The sequence below is a fragment of the Streptomyces sp. adm13(2018) genome (assembly GCF_008042145.1).
Lineage (GTDB): Bacteria > Actinomycetota > Actinomycetes > Streptomycetales > Streptomycetaceae > Streptomyces.
Map to the genome: position 1 here is coordinate 1 of NZ_RDBH01000300.1, position 5343 is coordinate 5343.

The window sequence follows — 5343 nt, forward strand, 5'->3', positions numbered from 1 at the left end:
GGGTCCAGTCCTCCTCGCCGAGGACCACCACCACCCGCCCGCCGGGCCGCAGCCCCCGCTCGGCGAGCAGCTTCGCCAGCCCGTCCGAGCGGACGTCCCACTCCCGGTGGCTCAGCCCGGGGCCGTCCACGGCTGCCACACCTGGGACGAGCTGTGCGCCGCGCTCGTCCGGCTGCCCGAACTGGTCGGCCTGGCCGAGGCGATCCTCGGGCGGGAGGTCTACGTCTACCAGTTCAAGGTCAACTTCAAGCCGCCGCGGGAGGGCGCCGCCTGGCCCTGGCACCAGGACTACGCCTTCTGGAGCGAGGAGGACGGCATGCCCGCGCCCGACGCGGTGAACATCGCCGTCGCCCTCGACGACGCGCACCGGGGCAACGGGCCGCTCACCCTGCTGCCCGGCACCCACCGGCTCGGTCTCCTCGACCTCCCCGAACGGGCCGCGCGCTCCGGCCACTGGCGCGACCACGTGTCGGCCGACCTCGCCTACACCGTCACTCCCGAACGGGCCGCCAGGCTCTCCGCCGACCACGGCACCCGGACGCTGGTCGGGCCGGCGGGCAGTGTGCACGCCTTCCACCCGAGCCTCGTCCACTCGTCGACCGACAACCTCTCCGACGACCGGCGGGCCCTGCTCCTGATCACGTACAACGCGGTCGACAACGCCCCGCCCGCACCGACCCGTCCTCCGTTCCTGGTGGCCCGCGACACCGCCGCTGTCCGCCCGCTCCCCGATCCGCGGCTGACGCCGCGCACCCTGGCGTGACGGCGTGAGCGGGAGCACGACCCGGCTGACCCGGGTCTCCCTGCTGCGCCGGAACGCAGCCGAGCGGCCCGACCAAGTGGTCCTCGCCACGGTGGACGGCCCCGGGCTGAGCCACCGGGAGTGGGACGTCCGCTCGGACGGGCTGGCGAAGCTGCTCGCCGAGCGGGGGCTGCGGCCCGGCGGGCGGGTGGTGGTGGTCCTCGGCGAGGAGGACTGGACCCTCCTCGCCTGCTGGCACGCGGCGGTGCTCAAGGCGGGCGCCACGGTCCTGCCGGTCTCGTCGCGCTTCACCGCCGCAGAGGTGGCCGGACTCGTCGCGGACGTCCTTCCGACCCATCTGGTGACCCGGGAGCGGCCCGTCGCGCCGCCCGCCGGGACCCGATGGGTGGACGCGGCCGAGGAGCCGTCCGCGACGACGGCGGCCCGGCCGCTGCCCGAGGTGCCGCCGGCGGAGGTGAGCGAACTGGTCTGTACCTCGGGCACGACCGGCCGCCCCAAGCTGATCGCCTGCTCCGAGGAGAATCTGCTGGCCCCGCTCGCGCTCGCCGCGGATTCCGGGCACGTGGTCCCCGCCGAGCCCGAACGGTCCCTGCACTCCGCGGTGATCGGCACGGCGGGCGGCCAGCGGGTCCTCAACGGCGCCTACACCGGCGGCGGCGGCCTCCACCTCGGTCTGGTCGAACCGACGCCCCGCCGCCTGCTCGACGCCGTCGCCCGGCACCGCCCCGACCGGGTCGGGCTCGTCCCGGCCGTGGCGGCGGCCCTGGTCCGGGCGGGCGCCGGCGGGTACGACCTGACGTGCGTACGGATGGTGACCGTCTCCACCGCCGCGGCCACCCCCGCCCTCCTGGCGGGCCTCCAGGAGCTGTTCCCCGCGGCCCGGATCCTGCGGATGTACGGGGCCACCGAGATCCTCCCGGCCGGGGCCGCGGCCTTCTTCGACCCCGCGCGGCCCGAGGTGGTCGGCGCGCCGGTCGGCCGGACCCGCATCTCGGTGCGGGACGAGAGCTTCGCCGTACTCCCTCCGGGCCGCACCGGACGGGTGTGGCTGCGCTATCCGGGGGCGCCGCCCCGGGGCCTGTGGGTGGCGCCGGGGACCGTGCGGCCGCTCGACCGCGAGGGCTGGCTGTGGGCCGGCGACCTCGGGTCGGTGGACGGCGACGGACTGCTCAGCGTCGAGGGCCGGGCCGACGACGTCCTCAACGTGGCCGGGACGCGGGTCTCCCCCGCCGAGGTCGAGGCGGTCCTCGCCGGACATCCGGCGGTGGCCGACGCGGCCGTGTACGGCGAGGCCGGGGGCGACTCCGGCGACCGGGTCGCCGCGGCCGTCGTGGTCGGCTCGGCCGTGGACGCCGCCGAGCTGCGCCGCTTCGCCGCCGAGCGGCTGGCGCGGCAGAAGGTGCCGTCGACGGTGCGGTTCGTGCCGGAGCTGCCGCGGGGGGCGACGGGCAAGGTCCGGCGGCACCTCCTCGCGGGCCTCGCGGCGGCGGAGCCCGCGGCTCCCGTCGTACCGGAGCCCACCGGGCGGCCGGGACCGGACGCGGGTCCCGTGGCTTTTCTGCGGGGCCTCTGGGCCGAGCACACCGCGGACGGCGCCGGGGCGGATTCCGGGGCGGACTTCTTCGACCTCGGCGGCACCTCCCTGGAGGCGATGCTGATGCTGACGCGCCTGGAGGAGCGGTTCTCGGTGGAACTGCCCGCCGACGCCCTGTACACCCACCCCACCCTGGACGGGTTCACCGCGCTGCTGACCGGCCTGCTGGCCGGCAGCGGAGAGCCCCGGGAAGGAGCGGACCGTGACGGACACCGGCCCTGAACCGACACCGCGGGAACTCTACGACGCCGTGCTCGCCTCCTCGCGCCCCCGCCACTGGGACGAGGAGTTCGAACTGGACCGGGTACGGCGGCTGATGGCCGTCCTCGGCGACCCGCAGCGCGGACTCCCCGTGGTCCACGTCGGAGGAACCGCGGGCAAGGGCTCCACCGCCCGCATGATCGCCGACATGCTGCGGGCCGGCGGGTACCGCGTCGGCCTCGCCACCAAACCGCACCTGCGCAGCCTCACCGAGCGCTTCCTGGTCGACGGACGGCCGATCGACCCGCGCGAACTCCTTCAGCGGGCCCGGCACCTCGCCGGGCTCGTCGACGGCATCGGACCCACCTGGTTCGAGTCCGTCTCGGCGCTCGCCCTCCGGTACTTCGCGGACTCCGCCGTGGACGTGGCCGTGGTCGAGGTCGGCATGGGCGGCACCACCGACGCCACCAACGTGGTGGAACCGCTGGTCAGCGTGATCACCAACGTGGGCGACGACCACGTCGAGCACCTGGGCGGCAGCCTCCTGACGGTGGCCCGGCACAAGGCAGGAATCATCAGGCCCGGGGTCCCCGTCGTGAGCGGGGTGACCGGTCCCGGCGTCGCCGAGGTCGTCCGGGAGCGCGCCGCCGCCGTGGCGGCGCCCCTCGTCGAACTCGGCCGGGACCTCATCGCGGAGATCGAGTCCGCCACGGCCGACGGCACGCGGTGGCGGCTCTCCGGCCCCGGCGGGGACCGTTCGGGGCTGTGGCTGCGGGCCCGTGGCGCGCACCAGGTCCGCAACGCCGCCCTCGCGGTGACCGCCGTCGACGCGCTGGCCGCCCGCGGCCTGCCGGTCGCCGAGCCGGTCTGGCGCGCGGCCCTGGCCGCCGTCACCGTGCCGGGTCGGCTCGAGACGCTCCGGCGGAGCCCGGAGGTCGTCGTGGACGGGGCGCACTGCCCGCCGAAACTGGAGGCGCTCGCCCAGGCACTGGACGAGCTCTATCCCGGGCGCCGTCGCATCGGGGTGCTCGCGCTTGCGCCAGGCCGGGACGGCAGGCGGTCCCTCGGTCTGGTGGCGGGCCGCTTCGACGCCGTGGTGGCCACCCGCTATAGGGCCCACACCGAGTTCGGCGCGATCTCGGGCCGTCCCACCCCGGAGATCGCCCGGGTCCTCGACGGGCTCCGGCCCGGCCTGCCGGTGCACGAGGAGCCGGACCCCTGGGCGGCGTACCGGCTCGCCCTGTCCCTGGCGGGCCCGGACGACCTGGTGTGCGTCACCGGGTCGTTCAACCTGGTGGCGGAGGTCCGGAATCGGCTCACGGCCGACTGAGGACGTCGTGCGGTACGTGGAAGGGCCCCGAACCGGATCGGTTCGGGGCCCTTCCACGTACCGCGTGAGGCGTTGTTCCTGCCGCCCTACGGCAGTTCCCGGACGGCGGCGTCGACCACCAGTCGCTCCACCGCCAGGAGGAGGCCCCGGGCCCGCTCGCGGGGCAGGTACCAGAGGTCGACCAGGGCGTGGTGGACGTCGGCACCGTCCCCGTCCTGCGCCCAGTACCAGAGGCGGGCCTCCTGGCGGGGCTTCGGGCCGTCCCAGGCCGTCTCGGTGCGCGGCAGCAGTGCGAGGAGCTCCGCGGCCGTGGCCGCGGTCTCGGTGCGCGGGGGTCTCAGGTCGTTGAAGCCGCAGGTCAGTTCGATCTCGGGCACACCGCGTTCGGCGCCGACGCGGGCCTTGAGGGCCGCGAGGGCGACCGGATCGCACTGGGCCCTGCGGTAGGCCCGCATCGCGGCGCTGCCGGTCGCGCGGACCACGTCGGGGAAGTCCTCGCCCGCGGTGCGGACGAGGGTGACGCAGCTGCCGAAGGCGATGCCGATGAGGTCGCGGAACTCGGGGAGGCCGCGGTTGGAGGCGATGAGTCGCAGGGGTACTCCGGGCCGGCCGGTGAGTGTGCCGAGCGCGCTGTGGAGGGCGGCCATGAGCACGGTGGTGCCACTGGTTCCGAGCCGGGCGGCCAGGGTGCCGGTCGCCAGGGCGAGCGCCGGGGAGACGAGGGTGACCTGGCCGAAGCGGTCGGGGTGGTCGAGCGGCGGAGGGTCCCCCGCGGGCGGGTCGAAGAGGGTGACGGGCGCGGCCCGCAGGATCTCCTCCCAGTGGGCGAGGGCCGCCTCGGAGCGGGCCAGACCGCGCGGCGACGCCTCGGCGCGTTCCTGGTCGAGGTGCTGGTGGGTGACGGGGGCGAGCTCAGCCGGGGTGGCGCGGCCGTGCAGGAGCGTGTCGAGCTCCTGCACCAGCAGCAGGAGTCCGGCGTGGTCCAGGGTGACGTGGGAGACGACCACGACGAGCCGGGCCGGGCGGTCCTGGTGCTCCAGCAGGGCGACGCGCAGGGGGAGTTCGACGGCGAGGTCGAAGCGGGTCGCCCGCCTGTACTCCGCGAGGCGGGCGCCCTCGGCGGCGGGGTCGGCCTCGGGGCCCGTGGTCCGGTGGACCTCCAGCGGCAGGGTGACGGTGTCGTCGAGGACCTGGACGGGGGTGCCGTGTGCGTCGGTCGAGTAGCGGGTGCGCAGGGCCTCGTGCCGGCCGGTGACGGTGGCGACGGCGTCGGCCACCGCGGCCTCGGTGGTGCCCTCCGGCAGGTCGAGGACCCTGACGTGGTTGAAGTGGTGGTCGTGCGGCTTCATCCACTCGGTGTCGTTCCACTGGAGCCGCTGGGACCAGGTGAGGGGGGCCGTGGCGGACCGCTCGCCGGTCACGGTGACGGTGACGGTCCGCACGTGGGGCGGGGGC

Annotated in this window: 4 protein-coding genes; 3 read left to right on the plus strand and 1 reads right to left on the minus strand. The window is 75.9% G+C overall.

All coding sequences use genetic code 11. From position 1 onward, the window contains the following. Nucleotides 1–106: 106 nt before the first annotated feature. From EAO70_RS36835 to EAO70_RS36845, 3 genes are read left to right on the plus strand one after another with little or no spacing between them, the layout of a single operon-like run. Nucleotides 107–763, plus strand: coding sequence for a phytanoyl-CoA dioxygenase family protein (locus EAO70_RS36835; protein WP_261993247.1), 657 nt, complete (start codon nt 107–109; stop codon nt 761–763). Nucleotides 764–767: 4 nt separating this feature from the next. Further along, entirely contained in the window at nt 768–2579 is a 1812-nt protein-coding gene (locus tag EAO70_RS36840; protein ID WP_148007124.1) for an AMP-binding protein, read from the plus strand. Next, complete coding sequence (locus tag EAO70_RS36845; protein WP_148007125.1) at nt 2560–3888, plus strand: bifunctional folylpolyglutamate synthase/dihydrofolate synthase; 1329 nt, start codon at nt 2560–2562, stop codon at nt 3886–3888. The genes EAO70_RS36840 and EAO70_RS36845 overlap by 20 nt, the downstream gene beginning before the upstream one ends. 86 nt (nt 3889–3974) lie before the next feature. Here EAO70_RS36845 and EAO70_RS36850 read toward each other — a convergent pair. Further along, nucleotides 3975–5343 (minus strand): condensation domain-containing protein (locus EAO70_RS36850; protein WP_148007126.1); only part of this gene is annotated, 1369 nt, incomplete at its 5' end.